The organism is Persicirhabdus sediminis, assembly GCF_016595495.1.
Classification (GTDB): Bacteria; Verrucomicrobiota; Verrucomicrobiia; order Verrucomicrobiales; family Akkermansiaceae; genus Persicirhabdus; species Persicirhabdus sediminis.
In genome coordinates, this window is sequence record NZ_JAENIM010000039.1 from 607,329 (window position 1) to 622,938 (window position 15,610).

The 15,610-nt window shown below is 51.6% G+C and carries 9 protein-coding genes; 3 read left to right on the top strand and 6 right to left on the bottom strand.

The window, feature by feature from the left end; translation table 11 throughout:
- Nucleotides 1–351: 351 nt before the first annotated feature.
- Complete coding sequence (locus JIN82_RS10000; RefSeq protein ID WP_200311487.1) at nt 352–1,299, top strand: MBL fold metallo-hydrolase; 948 nt, start codon at nt 352–354, stop codon at nt 1,297–1,299.
- A gap of 36 nt (nt 1,300–1,335) precedes the next feature.
- Here JIN82_RS10000 and JIN82_RS10005 read toward each other — a convergent pair whose 3' ends face one another.
- Together JIN82_RS10005 and JIN82_RS10010 are read right to left on the bottom strand one after the other, a co-directional pair.
- The gene (locus JIN82_RS10005; RefSeq protein WP_200311488.1) at nt 1,336–1,587 is read right to left on the bottom strand and encodes a type II toxin-antitoxin system Phd/YefM family antitoxin; all 252 of its coding nucleotides are present in this window, start codon (nt 1,585–1,587) and stop codon (nt 1,336–1,338) included.
- Nucleotides 1,588–1,865: 278 nt separating this feature from the next.
- A complete protein-coding gene (locus JIN82_RS10010) occupies nt 1,866–2,876 on the bottom strand; it encodes a PDDEXK nuclease domain-containing protein (protein ID WP_200311489.1) in 1,011 nt (336 codons plus the stop codon).
- Nucleotides 2,877–3,465: 589 nt separating this feature from the next.
- Between JIN82_RS10010 and tkt the strand changes: the two genes are divergently transcribed.
- On the top strand, nt 3,466–5,445 hold the full coding sequence (gene tkt, locus JIN82_RS10015) for a transketolase (RefSeq protein ID WP_200311644.1): 1,980 nt from the start codon (nt 3,466–3,468) through the stop codon (nt 5,443–5,445).
- A gap of 44 nt (nt 5,446–5,489) precedes the next feature.
- Complete coding sequence (gene rpiB, locus JIN82_RS10020; RefSeq protein ID WP_200311490.1) at nt 5,490–7,148, top strand: ribose 5-phosphate isomerase B; 1,659 nt, start codon at nt 5,490–5,492, stop codon at nt 7,146–7,148.
- A 386-nt stretch (nt 7,149–7,534) separates the two neighbouring features.
- Here rpiB and JIN82_RS10025 read toward each other — a convergent pair whose 3' ends face one another.
- The 4 genes from JIN82_RS10025 to JIN82_RS10040 are packed head-to-tail and all read right to left on the bottom strand — an operon-like array spanning nt 7,535 to nt 13,766.
- A complete protein-coding gene (locus JIN82_RS10025) occupies nt 7,535–9,775 on the bottom strand; it encodes a VWA domain-containing protein (RefSeq protein ID WP_200311491.1) in 2,241 nt (746 codons plus the stop codon).
- A gap of 8 nt (nt 9,776–9,783) precedes the next feature.
- Nucleotides 9,784–11,787 carry a BatA domain-containing protein gene (locus JIN82_RS10030; RefSeq protein WP_200311492.1) on the bottom strand — a complete coding sequence of 668 codons (2,004 nt, stop codon included), beginning with the start codon at nt 11,785–11,787 and terminating at the stop codon, nt 9,784–9,786.
- Nucleotides 11,788–11,814: 27 nt separating this feature from the next.
- The gene (locus JIN82_RS10035) at nt 11,815–12,711 is read right to left on the bottom strand and encodes a DUF58 domain-containing protein (RefSeq protein ID WP_325099493.1); all 897 of its coding nucleotides are present in this window, start codon (nt 12,709–12,711) and stop codon (nt 11,815–11,817) included.
- A gap of 41 nt (nt 12,712–12,752) precedes the next feature.
- Complete coding sequence (locus tag JIN82_RS10040; protein WP_425511515.1) at nt 12,753–13,766, bottom strand: AAA family ATPase; 1,014 nt, start codon at nt 13,764–13,766, stop codon at nt 12,753–12,755.
- Nucleotides 13,767–15,610 lie beyond the last annotated feature (1,844 nt).

Sequence of the window (15,610 nt, forward strand, 5' to 3'; positions counted from 1 at the left end):
GAGCCCCGGAGGGGCGGTCATTCGCAGCCCATGGCGCAGCCATGGGATTACGGCATGACGAGAAATCTAGCCCCGCACGGGGCGACCGTCCGCCATCGACTGCACTGGCGCGAGAAATCAATCAACGGCTCTACGGGTTACACCACTGGCGAACGACCGCCACGCTGTGGCTCGCTCATGCAGAGCGACTTTATCCCAGGGCGTTGCCCTGGGCTTCGAGCGGTCGCCACTCCGTGGCTGGCCACAATTCCCCCAACCCAAAACCTTCATCTGGCTGATCATCTGCTTGTTGGCTAGATTTTTTCCTCTGTGGTTTGCAATTTCAAATGCATTCATTAGAGTGGGGGATCTATGCCAAATCCACCCTCATCGTCGAAGCCGCGATACGCTGGTTTGTTGCCCAAAAAAGGCTGGCCGCAACGCAACTATCGATTTTTCCGTCACCGTGTGATCCCACAGGTGGTGCAGGCGCGCGATGGTGAACGCAAGGCTCCGGTGCTGCATCCGCCAGCGCAAGGTAGCGCGCGCATCACGTGGATTGGCCACGCCTCATTTTTGGTGCAATACGCCAATCACTCGCTGATCATCGACCCTAACTGGGCGCTGTGGCACGGGCTAGTAAAACGTCAGCGCGAACCGGGCCTCGAGCTGGACTTAATCCCGCTGGTTGATCTCGTGCTCATCACGCACGCGCATTTTGACCACTTGCACAAAAAGAGCCTCAAGGTGATCGATTCCAAAGAAGGCATCATCGTGCCGCGCGGCAGCGGCAACTTGGTCAAGCGCTTAGGATTTCATGCAGTTCACGAAATGAAAGTTTGGGACCAGCTAGTTTTTAACGAGCTCGAGGTAGTTCACACACCCAGCCACCACTGGGGCGCGCGGTATTTGCACGATACCCACCGCGACTATGGCGGTTATCTAGTGAAAGCCGACGGGCTGAATATTTTCCACTGCGGCGATAGCGCGTATTACGAGGAATTTGTAGAAATTGGCAAACGTGAGCGCATCGACATCGCGCTCATGCCCATTGGCGCCTACGACGCGCCAAGCGGTCGCGATGTGCACATGAACCCAGAAGAAGCGGTGCAGGCATTTTTAGACCTCGGCGCCAGCGTACTCATTCCCATGCATTACGGCACCTTCCCGCTGGGCAATGAACCGTACGACGAGCCAGTCGAGCGGCTGCTCGCCGAAGCCGACCGCCGCGGCGTGCTCGACAAAGTTCTCGTATTAGCTGAAGGCGTCGGGGTAGAAGTCGACGCCGACTTCCGCATGAAACACAGTGATGAGATCTAGCCAGCTAGCTGGCATTTTATGATTGAAAAATGGCGTTTATAGCTCGTCGAGCGCGAGGCTTGTGGCGCCAAACTTTTCCGCTTTTCGTTGATCAATGATCTTGGCGATATTTACATCATCGAGTAGTTCGCAGATTTCCTCGTAGCGCTCCGCGGGCACAAGATAAGCGGTTGGTTTGTTGTGATTGAGAATAGCAATCGTCTCACCACCCGAATCCTCGATAAGCCGACTTGGGTTTTTCTTTAGCTCGGAAATACTAGCTGAATAATGACTTAATATCGTATTCATTTATGGTCATAAATTAGCTCATAATTACCAGCTGGCAAGGGCAATTATATTTGCTGTCGCGAGCTCAGACGCAAAACTACGCGATGATTAACACCGCCGCGGCGTGCTCGACAAAGTCCTTGTCTTAGCTGAAGGCGTAGGGGTGCAAGTCGACGCCGATTTCCGCATGAAACATAGTGATGAGATCTAGCTGGCTGGGGAGCGCCATCTCCGTCGGCTCTTAGGCACATTGAGAGTCTCCGGGTTTCTGAATTTAAGAATATCGGCAACGGAGAAAGTTAGTCAAGCAAGCGTCTCTCACGCTCGAGCTCTGCTATAAGCTCTTCTTCAGTAGGGAGGATAGTGCGGTATTTTGAGGCAAAGAGTTGCTCACTTTCCTTTAGCACGGAGTACTGCACCATGGTTTCGTCTTTGTCGGCGCAGAGGATGATGCCGATTGTGGGATTGTCGTCTTCGCCACGTTTGAGGTCGTCAAACATGCGCACATACATGTCCATTTGGCCAATGTCTTGATGAGTGAGTTTGGTGGTCTTGAGATCGATGACCACAAAGCATTTTAGCAGGTAGTTGTAGAAGACGAGGTCGAGATAGAAGTGGCTAGTTTCGGTGCTGATACGCATCTGGCGAGCAACAAAAGAAAATCCTCCGCCAAGTTCGAGGAGGAACTTTTGCAGGTCGTTGATCAGAGCAGTTTCTAATTTCTTTTCTTGTAAATTCGGATCTTCAGGTAGATCTAAAAATTCGAGCACATAGGGGTCTTTGAGAATCTTGAGGGCAGCGTTTTGGGTGCTGAGCAGGCTCTCTTTTGATTGAGCTTTGTTGTCTTTTTGGGTTGAGAGTAGGCGCTGATAAGTTTGTGCTTTTATTTGGCGCTCGAGCACTCGCGAACTCCAGTTCTCATTGGCGCATGTATCTAGGTAATAGAGTCTCGCTTTAGGATCATCGACTCGCATAATGGTGCGGTGGTGCGTCCAGCTCAATTCTCTACGCAGTGCGTAGAGAAAGTCTTCTTTATCATATGTGAGGTAGAATTGGCGCATATTCCATAGATTTGCCACGGAGAATCCTTTGCCAAGCTCATTCGAAAGATATTTGGAAAGCTGTTTTACTGTTTCTTTTCCATAGTCTGCTTGCGCTGAGCCGCTTTGCTCTTCTTCAACAATGCGTTTGCCAATCAGCCAATACGCCTCCACCATTGCTGTGTTCACCGTCTGAGCTGCTCTCTGCCGTGCTTGATCGAGAATCTGGCGAATTTCGCTAAAGAATGGTTTTGTGAGTTCGTCGCTCATGGATTTGAAAAATGAAGTGAATGTTAGTCCGTCTGACGCGGGTGATAAATTCGATTAGTAGCTGATGAAGATTCGAGTGTTGGATTAGAATCATCAGCCCTCACATTTGTGCCATATAATGCCAGTGACGTAAATGCCGTGTGTCTTAAATTTAGACAGATAGAGGAGTCAAATCGCGACAGTTCGGTTAAATTTCCATTGTAGTTTAATGCTTGTAGCCGATATGGTGAAAATAGCAGCCCCTGTTGGGGCTTGGCTTTTTGCTCTCTAGCTCACTCAGTTAGTCTTCCAGCTTGTTGGAGTTCAATAGCCGGTGTGACCTGTCACAAATTCCTGTAAATTTCCAGCTAGATATTTCCAGCTGGTATAAGATAGTTTCAGCTTAATATAGCTGGTGCTGGCTGCGCGGGAAGATAGGGGAGATTGGTGGCAAATGTGGTCAGTGAGTCAGCTGGCTGGGTGATTTGCGGCAAAAATTTGTCTGAATTAGTCGTTGAGTCCTATCAGCTGCGGCAAAATTGACAAAAAAGTGCGACATCTGTCGATTGATGCTTGCGCCATTGGTGATGATTATGAATTCTGCGCGCGTATGAAGATTCCAGCTCAGACAGCAAACGAAGCACGTGGTCTCGCAATTGACGCCGTGCATAAATGTTCTTCTGGCCACCTTGGCCTCCCACTCGGCTGTGCCGAAATCGGCTCCGTTCTCTTTGGCGGTGGCTTACGCTTTAACCCAGCTGCTCCAAAGTGGCTCAACCGCGACCGCTTCATCCTCTCAGCAGGTCACGGCTCTATGTTCATCTACTCATGGCTGCACCTTTCTGGTTATGCCGTTTCACTGGAAGAAGTGAAAAATTTCCGTGTGCTCGACAGCATCACACCAGGTCACCCAGAATTTGACGAAACACCAGGCGTAGAAGCAACAACTGGCCCACTCGGACAGGGTATCGCCAACGCAGTAGGTTACGCACTTAGTGGTAAGCGCGCTGCAGCTCGTTACAACACAGGTGAACACGAAATCTTTAACCACCACGTAATCGCCCTACACGGTGACGGCTGCCTGCAAGAAGGTGTAGCTCGTGAAGCGATTGCATTTGCTGGCAATGCTCAGCTGGACAACCTCATTCTCATCTACGACAGCAACGACGTTACTCTTGACGCGATGGCTGACGTTTCTCAAGGCGCTGAAGATTCAGCTGGCGTATTCAGCTGCGAAGGCTGGGACGTCATCACTGTGGATGGCCACGACATGGCTGCCGTAGCTAAAGCTGTGGAAGAAGCTAAGTCTAATGACAATGGCAAACCAACTGTGATCATTGCTAAGACTGAGATCGGTCGCGGCATTCCTGAAGTTGCTGGTACAGCAGCTGGCCACGGTGAAGGCGGCGCTAACTACGCTGAGTCTGCACGCAAAGGCCTCGGACTTCCTGAAGAAACATTCTTCGTATCTGAAGAGACACGCGCATTCTTCGCTAGCCAACAAGAAGCACAAGCTGCTGAGTTTGCTGCTTGGGGCGAAACATTTGCTGCTTGGGAAGCTGCTAACCCAGAACTCGCTGAAGAGCTCAAGGCTGGCGTAACTAAGTCAGTACCATCAGATCTTCTCGACCAAATCCCTGAATTTGGCGCTGATTACAAAGATGCAACTCGTGGCTCAGGCGGCGCAGTGATTCAGTCAATCGCTAAGGCAATGCCACAAGCGATCACTGGTTCAGCTGACCTCTACGGATCTACTAAAAACTACATCAAAGACGGCGGCGATTTTGGCGCTGACGACTACGAAGGCCGCAACATCTGGTTCGGTATTCGTGAGCACGCTATGGGTGCCATCTGTAACGGTGTAGCATACGACGGTCTGTTCCGCATTTCTGGCGCTACTTTCGCAGTATTTGCTGATTACCTGCGTCCATCTATCCGCATCGCGGCTCTGGCTCACTTGCCAGTAACTTACATCCTCACACACGACTCAGTAGGTGTGGGTGAAGACGGCCCAACTCACCAGCCAGTTGAAACTGTTTCAGGTCTGCGCGTGATTCCAGGTCTCGACGTGATGCGTCCAGCTGACCCAGAAGAAACTGCCGGCGCATGGGCAGCATCAATGCACCGCACTGACGGACCAACTGCACTTTTCCTCACTCGTCAAGCTGTGGCTAACATGTCTGAGCTACCAGCTCAAGTACGTCGCGAAGGCGCTTACAAAGGTGGTTACGTGGTTAAGCAAGAAGAAGGCGATCTCAAGCTCATCCTCATCGGTACAGGTTCTGAGCTTCAGCACTGTGTTGAAGCAGCTAAAGAACTTGGTGCAGGTGTACGTGTTGTTTCTATGCCATGTGTTGAGCGATTCGATCGCCAGAGCGCTGAGTACAAAGAAAGCGTTCTGCCAGCAGCATGCACCAAACGCGTTGCTATTGAAGCAGGTGTGAGTGGTCTGTGGTGGAAATACGTCGGCACAGAAGGTGAAGTGATCGGCATCGATCGCTTCGGCATCTCAGCTCCAGGCAATACCGTAATGGAGAAGCTTGGAATGACAGCAGCTAATGTAGTTGCAGTTGCCAAGAACTTGGGCTAAGTCGTCCTTGTCGTCCGACCTCAACACTCAGACTTAAGGAAACTATGAAAATAGCGATTGGCGCCGATCACGGCGGATATGAACTGAAAGCAACAATCATCTCTCATCTTGAGGCCGCTGGCCACGAAGTGGAAGATTTCGGAACTGACTCTGCCGAGTCATTTGATTATGCAGATGCAGCAATGCCTGTAGCCAAGCAGGTTACTGATGAATATGCCGACCGCGGCATCTTGATCTGTAGATCTGGCATCGGCATGAGCATTGCCGCCAATCGCCATCGCGACATCCGTGCCGCGATCGTTCGCTCAGCGAAGGAGGCAGAAGTAACACGTCAACACAACGACGCCAATGTGCTCTGTCTCGCCGCTGATTACCTTACAGCTGAAGATGCCACTGCTAGCGTAGATGCTTTCTTGGCTGCTGAATTTGAAGGTGGACGCCACGAGGCTCGCCTATGTAAAGCATCTGGCAGCACCCTCGCGGTGAATGACCCAGAGGTTTTCTCATGCATCGTTAAGGAAGAAAAACGTCAGCGCAAAAACATCGAGCTGATCGCTTCTGAGAACTTCACCAGCCCAGCTGTGATGGAAGCTCAAGGTAGCGTGCTTACCAACAAATACGCCGAGGGATATCCTGGTCGTCGTTGGTACGGTGGTTGTGAAGAAGTTGATGTGGTTGAGCAAATTGCTATCGACCGCGTTAAGGAACTTTACGGTGCAGATCACGCTAACGTGCAGCCACACTCTGGTTCACAGGCAAACACCGCAGTTTATTTTGCAGTGCTGAAGCCAGGTGACAAGATCCTCACTATGGATCTGGCACACGGTGGTCACCTCACACACGGTCACAAAGCAAACTTCTCAGGCAAGTTGTACGAAGTAACTCATTACGGCGTTAGCGCTGATGATGAGAAAATCGACTACGATGCGCTGGAAAAAACAGCCGAGGAAGTCAAACCTGCTTTGATTACTTGTGGTGCTAGTGCTTACCCGCGTGAGATCGACTTCGAGCGCATGGGGCAAATTGCCAAAAAAGTAGGTGCTTACCTGTTTGTTGACATGGCGCACATTGCTGGCCTCGTTGCTGGTGGTGCTCACAACAACCCAGTGCCACACGCTGATTTTGTAACTACAACGACTCACAAATCACTGCGTGGACCACGTGGTGGTGTGATTCTCTGCAAAGAAGAATACCAGAAGAAGATCGATGGATCCGTCTTCCCAGGTGTGCAGGGCGGACCGCTCATGCACGTGATTGCCGCTAAAGCAGTTTGTTTTGGTGAAGCACTCAAGCCTGAGTTCAAAGACTACCAAGCACAAGTAGTGAAAAATGCGCAAGCATTTGCCGCTCGCCTGACTAAGCACGGTTACCGTGTGGTTTCTGGCGGTACTGACAACCACGTTCTGCTGGTTGACCTTCGTCCAAACGACCTCAACGGCGCGATCGTTCAGGAAGCACTCGACGAAGCGGGTATCACCGTGAACAAAAACTCGATCCCATTCGACACAGCCAGCCCATTCAAGCCAAGTGGCATCCGCATCGGCACTCCAGCGGTAACCTCACGTGGCATGCAAGAAGCTGACATCGAGCAAGTGGCTGATTTCATCCACGCAGCGATCGAAAACCGCGAAGACGAAGCCAAGCTTCACGAAATCCGCGAGCAGGTTTATGCCTTCAACAAGGCATTCCCAATGCCAGTCTAATCAAGTATTCAGTTCCAAACTGAGCAAAATTTCCAAAGCCGTCCGTGAATCTTCACGGGCGGCTTTTTTTTACCTTTGCGCGCCGCAGATCTGCCGCAGGCTTTTGAGTGCGGAGATCCTTCTCCGCTTTTGACTGACAGTTGGCTAGTTTTCAGTGTTCAGTTTTCAGAATGCGAAAAAATCCGCGTCTCAAATGGACTCAGATCAAATAAATGATTGGAGCAGGAAATCCCTAAGCCCGCCACCGCATCTTGACTGAGCTAGTAGCTATGAAGTTTGCTAGCTGGGCTGAGCCATTTCCAGCTAGCTGAAAATAGACGCATGCGGGTGTAGAAAAACCAGCCACGCGCTTGCGTCACTGATCACAGCACACTGCTCACTGACCACTAAAATGTCCCATTAAGTTTGCGGCCGATCCAAAATAGTCCGAGCAGGGAAATGATCACCACGGCGCTGAGCCAATGCGACCACAGCGGCGTGCGTGTTTCCAGCGGTTTTGGCGCTGGCAGCGAACCAATCTCGCGGATCAAATCGCTGAGCTTATCGGATTGTAAAACTCGTCCTTGAGAAATGCGTGATAATTCATCCAAAACTTCGGGTCTAGCTGGCTGGCCGATCATCTCGATAGCGGCACCCTGAGCGATGAGTGTGGATTCCACCACCTTGTCACTAGCGAGCGTGGTGAAAGCATTCACTTTCCACGCGCCGGTTTGGTTGATTTTCACCCGACCACTATAAGCACCCCAAGCACCTTCCGCGCGGGTGAGTGCCATGCGCTGGGTTTTTCCAGCTGGATCGATGACGTCCACAATGACCTCGCCAGATTCTAGCGGCGCGCCATTTTCATCAAAGGCATTGGCATTGATGGTAACGGTTTCGCCGGGAGCTGGACGATCGGGGGTGAAATACATGCGCACACGTTCGCCAGCTGCCATATTTCGCTGGTATGACATCCAGCGGGCGACTTGCCCCCAGAATCGATAATGATAGAGGTCTTCCACGCCGCGGCGCCACCGCCATGCTGAGTCGTGACCGAGGAAGAGCACTTTGCCATTGCCAGATAGCTGGGTGACCAAAAGCGGAATGCGGTTACCTGATTGGTTGCGACGGTTGGCGTGAACGCCCAGCACATCGGTGCCGCCTTTGGCTTTGATCACTGGCGCGTGCCAATAAAATCCCGGAAGGTTTTTCCAGATCTCTGGGTTTTCTTCTTCCGTATCACCGAGCATGGTGAGCAGTGAGCCGGCACCTTGGCTGGTCAAGTTGAGTTTGGAGTCGACCGAATCACGAATGCCTTCTTTTTGTTTGGCGTCCATGATCACTGGGATCAGATCTCCCAGCGGGCTGTCCATCAGGGTGAATTGATTTCCCTGTGGCCCGGGGATGAAAACGATGCCGCTGGCTTGTTGTTCAACCAGACCGCGTAGCAGCTCAGCTTGCTTGCTGGTCAGCTGGTCGTTGCCAATGCCAACGTCGCCGAGGAAAACCACATCGTATTTCTGCAGCTCTTCTAGGTCTTCGGGAAATTGCTGAATGTAGCCAGGCCCGTCACCAGTGCCCAGCTGCGGGTGCAGCATCAAGCAATCCACGTCCACGCCGGGGTCGCGGTAAAGCGCGTTGCGAATGAATCGATATTCCCAGCGCGGCAGGGTATCGATGACCAGCACTTTGATGGATTCATTGCGGCCAGAGATGGTGAATTGGCGGCTATTGTTGCTTTCTACTACTTCGCCTTGCGCTACTGGGATGGAAATTTCCAGCGTAGCATTTTGTTCATCCTGAATGCGCCAGAGCACGGCATCGTGGTATTCGGCGCCAGCTGGAATGGTGATGGATTTGGAAACTTCTAGCTTTGAGTTGATGTCGCGCAGTCTCACTGTGGTGCGCACGTCACGCTGCAGCGAGCTTTTGATGATAAAGGGAATCTGCACGTTTTCGCCAATGATACCATAGGTGGGTGCGGTGACTTTGGCGAGCTCGAGGTCCGGCAGTCGTGTCTGGCTGCCTACGGGGATGGCAAATAAAGGTACTTTGCGACTGCGCATTTTTTGCGCGGCTGCGACGGGAGCGCCACCTTCATTCCAATCGCCATCGGTCAGCATGATCACGGCGAGCAGGTTGTCGCGTGATTCGAGTGTATTTTCCAGCGCGGCGCGTATATCTGTGCCGCTCATGCTGGCGAGTTCATCGTCGGCATCAGCTGGAGGCGCAGAGAATGATTCCTCGGTGATGGTGAATTCGGATTGTTCATTGAGGCCAGCAAACATGTCGGACTTCATGATGCGATCGATCCAGCTGGAGCGCGAAACCACTTCCTGACGCGGATCCACAGCCATCGGCAAACGTGCGTCGACGGTTTTCATCGATAGCGAGGCGTCGGTTAAGATGACTACTTCTGGTTTGCTTGTCGGGATTTTTTGCGTGCGCCATTCCGGCTGCCACAACAAAGCAACCACCAAACAGCCAACCAAAAATCGAGTTCCTTCCAGCAATACCGCGCGCACTGGCCGTTGAGATCGGCGAATGGCCACAACACACAGCGCGGCCAGTATTGCCAGCGCAATCAGGCTGAGGGCAAATACCCACGGGCTGGCTGAAAAGTGGACTTGGAAAATGCGAAAATTCACGAGTTAAACTAGAGTGGTTTGGATTCGGTTGACGGCACGAATGGTGGCGCAGGTGGGCGAGATTTTCTTGGCTGCAGGCAGAGCAATGCTTCCGCAATCATGAACATCAACATGGCAAAGAGGAAGGCGCGCCACGCTTGCTCAACTTGCGCTGAGCTGCCGGCTTGGTCGGCAAATAATAAATAATCGACGCCGTCGAGTAGCTGAGCGAGCTGGCTATCTTCAACCATCAGCCAGTCGTTTTCGCCAGCTGGTCGGTTGGCTGCCAATGTGCGATCACCCAATTTCCACACACCAGCGTGGTAGGCGGCTTGTGTGGAAATTGTTTCACCTTCAGTGCGGGTATCGAGACGCTCGCGGATTTCGCCCGGCTTGAGCTGCATTTGATTGCTGCCTGCGGTGGCTGAAAATGCCGAACCAAACCGCTGGCTGCCATCTTCGATGAGTCGCTGAACCAGCGGCAATAAAACATCACCGTCAGCTAGGTTGGACCATTTGTAATCTGGCAGGGTGGTGAAGAAGATCGCCGTGCCATTGCCCTGAATGCGACGTAATAATAGGGGCGATTTAGATTTGTCCCACTCAGCAAGAATGGCAGCGTCGCCAACTGGACGACGGTAGCGAATGGCTCGCAATTTATCAACTCCCACGGCGCCGCCTTCAATGCCATTGCGCAGCGGGCCGTCGCCGCGGTCCCATTCGCTAACGATGTGGTAGCTGCCGCTAGCGGCTTGCACGACATTTGCCCATTGGATGCCCAAAAAGCTTCCTTTGTCTTCGCCGTGTGGTGGGAAAAATAATACTTGGCCACCATTTTCGAGGTAGCTGGAAAGCATGTCGGCATTTGCGCCCGTTGGCAGCTGAGCTTGCCAAATGATCATAGCGGCATCCTCCCAGCTGATGGTGTGGGCGCGAGTAGCGGTGACAACTTCCACTTCTTGGCTGCCGTAGCCAGGAGGCGCGGCAGCGATTTTCAGCCAATCAGCGGATTCACCAATGCTCTCGGTGACCACCCAGCTGCGTGTTGGTGCATCTTCGCCGTAGGCAAAATAATAGACGTTATCGCTCGGGTTGGTGTCAGCTGGAATGGCAACAAATCCATGACCGCCATCGGCCTGACCGCCGAGCGGTAGGCGTTTTTGGAAGCGGATCGAGCCGCCATTGATGGTGACTTTATCTGAGTTGCGCGAGCCATTAATGCTGTAGGTGATTGGGATCGAGGTGGCTACCAGCTCGCTGCTGCGTGTGAGTTCGATGTCGAGCAATAATGCATCGTCCTGACGTGTGGTGGAGGTCACTTTGATGCTATAATTTGAGCTAGAAACTTCTGGCTGTCCGAGGATGCGCAGTCTTGTGGTAGCTGGCAGATCTTGCATGCCAGCGCGCACAGCTGCCCACCGGCTTGCTTGTGGTTCCCAGTCATTGGCCTGCAAATCTGAGGCGACCCAGATTTCTGTGCGGCCCGTATTTACATCCATCATGTAGTCGATGGCGCGCAAGATGAGCTCGGGGATATTGGCTGCGGTATCGGTTGCTTTGGCGGCGTCGAGCTCAAGCAGAACCTCTGGCGAGTCGACGTCGATAATTTCGCCGCCAGCGCTTTCAATAAGCACCAACTTTGGATGGTTGAGCTCAGCAATCGCAGCAGCCGCTTTTTCCAGCGCAGCTTGGCGTTTGCTGGTGCGTCCGTCAGCGGATTGCATTTCCATGCTAGCTGAGCGGTCGAGAATGAGAATGACGGTATCAAGTTTGCTGCCGCCCCAGCCAAATAGCCCACCAACAATGGGCTGAGCTAGCGCAAGAATGAGTCCGGCGATAGCCAGCGCGCGACAGGTGAGGATGATGATGTATTTGAGTTTCTTTTTGCCACGCGACTCACGAGTGGCTTTGAGAAGAAACTCCATCGCCGCCCACTGCACAGTGCGGTGGCGCCGGCGGTTGAGCAGGTGAATGATCACCGGCAAGCTGACAGCTAGCAGTCCCCATAGAATGGCTGGATTTAAAAAACTCACGCGTTGGCTTCTGGGTTACTCGGGTTGTTAATGGGATCCTTTGCGGCGGATGCGCGCTTCAAGGAAATCGTGGATGACTTTTTCAAAACTTTGATCGCTGGTGACCAATCGATAATCGGCAGCGACGTCGTGACATTTGATTTCTACCTGCTGGAGGAAGGCTGTCATGGCGGCTTTGTATTCGTCGGCAATTAATACCGGCTCAGCTACCACCGTGGTTTTATCTTCCATGTCGACAAACCGATGTGGTCGCTGGAAATTGAAATCAATCTCCGCGCGATCAATCAGGTGGAAAACCGCGATGTCGTGTTTGCGGAATTTGAGGTGCTGGAGCGCATCGGCTAGTTCTTCGGTATCGCAGAATAAATCCGACATGATGAAAACCATGCTGCGCTGGGGAAGTTTGTCCGCCAGTAGATGCAGTGCATCAACAAGCCCAGTTTGGCCAGCTGGTTTGGTTTTCGCCAGGGTATCAAAAATATGGTTAAGGTGGGCAGCGCGGCGGCTCGGTGGCACTTCGATGTTGATTTTATCTGAGCAGACAGAAAGGCCAGCGGCATCACCTTGATCGACCAGCAAGTAGGCGAGGTGAGCAATCAGCTGGCGCGCCATCTGCACACGCGAATCATTGGCTCCTTGGAAATCCATCGAGCCACTAGAATCGAGTACAAAATACCCACGCATGTTGGTATCCGCTTCAAATTCCTTGATATAGTAGCGATCTGAGCGCGCGTAGGCTTTCCAGTCGAGTCGGCGAGTATCATCACCTTGCACGTACTTGCGGTACTCGGCAAATTCTACCGAGGACCCGCGGTGCGGCGAGCGGTGACGACCAGCGACATTGCCAGACATCGGCTGGCGCGACTCCATTGGCAAAATGCCAAGTCGCACAAGAACTTCATGATCGAGGAAATCGTATTTCACAGGAAAGTATTTTCAGCCGGTATGGGTTTGCTGCGGGTCGATTACTGGGCGCCGTCGTGCATTTCATCCACCAGACGTTTCACCACGACGGTAGAATTCATGCCCTGAGATTCAGCAGCGAAGTTGGTGATCACGCGGTGGCTAAGCACTGGGCGAGCAACCGCCTCGATGTCTTCCAGCCGTGCCATGTACGATCCATGTAGCGCAGCGCGAGCTTTTGCACCGAGAATGAGATACTGCACCGCACGTGGGCCAGCACCCCAGCCGACGTAATCTTTCACCCACTGCGGAGTGGTTTCCAGACCGGGGCGAGTTTTGCGCACGATCTCCACGGCATACTCGTAGATGTGCTCAGGCACAGGCACGCGGCGAACTAGCTCTTGGAAAGCAATGACCTGCTCGGCGTGTAAAATGTGATCCAGAGTGACTTTGCCAGCGCCTGTGGTTTCACGGGCAATGCGCAGTTCTTCTTCGTGGCTTGGGTATTCAAATTCGATAAGGAACATGAAGCGGTCGAGCTGCGCTTCCGGCAGCGGGTAAGTACCTTCTTGTTCGATCGGGTTCTGGGTAGCTAATACAAAAAATGGAGGCGCCAGTTTATAGGTATCACCAAGCACGGTCACCTTGTGTTCCTGCATCGCCTCAAGCATCGCTGACTGAGTTTTAGCGGGCGCACGGTTGATCTCATCAGCCAGCACCAGATTGGCAAATACTGGACCTTTGATGAACTCAAACTGACGCTTGCCGCCAGCGGCTTCCTGAAGAATGTCAGTGCCTGTAATGTCAGCTGGCATCAGATCCGGTGTAAACTGGATGCGGCTGAAGCTCAGGTTCATGGTCTCGGCTACAGATGAAACCAATAGCGTTTTAGCTAGTCCAGGCACACCCATAAGCAGCGCGTGACCGCGAGCGAAAAGTGCAATCGCCAGCTGCTCAATGACTTGCTCTTGGCCAATGATGACTTTGCCTAGCTCGTCTTTAAATGCCTGGTAAACACGACCCAGTTCATCAATCGCTGCTACGTCATCGTCAGGTAAACCACTTGGGTTACTAATGCTTGGTGTTTCTTCAGCTGGTGATAGATCTTCAGCTGGTGTATCTGGGGCAGGTTTAAAATCGTCCATGTAATGATTGATGAAAGTTAACTTTTAATACAAGTACACTACGGAGATGTGTTCATTTGTCGAGAGGGGAAAGGTGAGAAATTTTTGTCTGATGCAGAATTTCCACTGAGCGGCAATGGATGATACGCATTATCTAGCTGATTCCTTCTAGCTAAATGAGTCAATGACTTGGCATTGGTTTGTAGGTGATGAATCGATCGGTAGCTGGATTTCTAGCTAAATCGAGTCCGTATTTGTGCCTCGATCTGCAGGGCGCCGAGATGTTGGTTTCTGCCTATTAGGCGATGGCTCTGCATCTGCGTAGTCGGTAATCGTTGTGACCTGTCACGCGCTCAAATTACCTCAATCGGCGCGTAAGCCAGCTGATGATTGAGATCAAATTTTCTCAGATCAGAATATTCATCATTTCTAGATTTCCAGCTAGCTTTTACGGGGTGAGCGCGAAATGACACGGGGCAAATGTGATGCCGCAGGGGCGAGTGGCCGCGTTTTCATCAAATCGTCGACCAGCTGAAAAGTTAAAGAAGAAAACTGCGGCTGTTAGGATGAATCGGTCCGCGGATAAGCATTGAGCATGGGGGCTAACAGAAAGTGATGGGCCTTTATTGATACCCATTGGCTAGCTTGTTTGCATGAGGCTCAAATCAACAGCGTCCAAGGCGCTCGATCACCAGCCTGCAGAGTGTATTACAAATCTTCAATCAATCCCCCGTTAGTGCTAAGTCACTCTAAGCGGTCTACTTATGCATCATTGTTACTAAATAAAGTAAGCGTGACGGGGCTGAAATCCACCGAATCATTATGTGCTGCGCCACGACATCATAGCTGACTCAAGATTTCAGCAAAGATTACACGCTCTAAGTTATGCAAAATAAGTAAATATAACGCGTAAGATCACGAATTATCAATATTAGCGACGATTTTATAAATGGCGACAGCTGAAAAAATAGTAATTTGCGACAGGCGGAATCCTTACTTCAGCTAGATGGTCAAGATATGGTTGATCTGTAGCCAAGCTCATTCATTCAGCCCAAATCGTACATGATGGGTCTGTCAACTGGCTTCGACGCCGGCCTGTTCATTATTGGTGACAAATCGGCATGTTGAAAATCCCATCTGTTAGTCATCTCATGCCTATAGTGTAGGTTTTTTGTATTTAGCTCTGCGGGTAATACCGATTTCAATGTGCTGGTGATAAGCTTGCTTGATGTGAGTTTTGAACAAATCCAGTGTGTCTGCCGGAGGTGACGAATGATGCAAAATGGATTGCGGTTTGCTCGTGGCAAAATCTGACAGCGAAAACGAGCTGTGACAAGTCACAATGTTCATTAATTATTTATAATTAAGATTACCAAAATACGCTGATTTCACCGCCAATCTGTGAATGGTAATCCAGCTGATTCTCACCAAAACCCCAGAGGCCGATTCACACCATGCAGGCAGAAACAAGCTGTATCCTAGCCAGCTGGAAGTATCTGTACTATACAGGTACTTTTTACGATCTGGACTGGGAGTGGTCCGCGCGTGGAGGGATTGATCCTTTGCTTGAAATTGGCAGATGAAGCAGGGGGAGAATTTTTCCGACGCACTCGACTCGCTACATGCGCTCGAATGGGCGAATGGTTGAGTATCTGCACGAGCCCAAGTTTCTACATGAGATGCATAAGCTTGCGATACTCGTGATGCTCGTGAAACTGGTGAGCCCGACTTCTTGCACACGAATTGGCATAGATCTCGATTGAGAGTCAGCCAGCTGGAAGTATCTGTACTATACA

Coding starts and splice junctions, on each gene's coding strand:
- JIN82_RS10000 (WP_200311487.1), top strand. CDS start 352: ATGCCAAATCCACCCTCATCGTCGAAGCCGCGATACGCTGGTTTGTTG.
- JIN82_RS10005 (WP_200311488.1), bottom strand. CDS start 1,587: ATGAATACGATATTAAGTCATTATTCAGCTAGTATTTCCGAGCTAAAG.
- JIN82_RS10010 (WP_200311489.1), bottom strand. CDS start 2,876: ATGAGCGACGAACTCACAAAACCATTCTTTAGCGAAATTCGCCAGATT.
- tkt (WP_200311644.1), top strand. CDS start 3,466: ATGAAGATTCCAGCTCAGACAGCAAACGAAGCACGTGGTCTCGCAATT.
- rpiB (WP_200311490.1), top strand. CDS start 5,490: ATGAAAATAGCGATTGGCGCCGATCACGGCGGATATGAACTGAAAGCA.